General features: G+C 58.1%; 1 protein-coding gene. It reads right to left on the bottom strand.

Going from position 1 to position 427, the window contains the following annotated elements:
- The coding region (locus JWG39_RS16180; RefSeq protein WP_500683481.1) for a transposase family protein at positions 1 to 427 on the bottom strand (427 nt) is incomplete at both ends.

The raw sequence follows: 427 nt of genomic DNA, 5'->3' as shown, positions 1-427 counted from the left end.
CGGTACACCGTTATCGGTACGGATCCGCTCAGGCAGGCCATTCTCGCGGAACACTTGGGTGAAAACGGCCTGCGTTTCCAGGAGATTGGTGTTGGGCATGCTGTGGCAGGCGAGCAGGAAGCGACTGGCGTGATCCATGATCGTCAGCGGATAGCACCAGACGCCTGCACCTGTCAGAAATTGGCCTTTGTAGTCCGCACTGAACAGCTGGTTAGGCGACTCTGCCTTCTCCAGTGGCTTGGGATAGACCGCTACCCGCTGACGTAAGCGGCGTGGTTTGATCAATTCGGCTTTCTTGAGGATGTTGTAGATCGCTGTCTTCGAGGGCGGCGCCTCATCAGGGAAACGCTCCTGCAGCGCAGCCTGGATCTTTTTCGGACCCGGTTCCGTTTCGCCTCGACTGCGCAGTTCGATGATGGCTTCGCGA

Source organism: Desulforhopalus vacuolatus (genome assembly GCF_016918505.1).
GTDB lineage: Bacteria > Desulfobacterota > Desulfobulbia > Desulfobulbales > Desulfocapsaceae > Desulforhopalus > Desulforhopalus vacuolatus.
The sequence above is the reverse complement of the archived record's forward strand: the minus strand, read 5'-3'. Positions and strand labels throughout refer to the sequence as shown.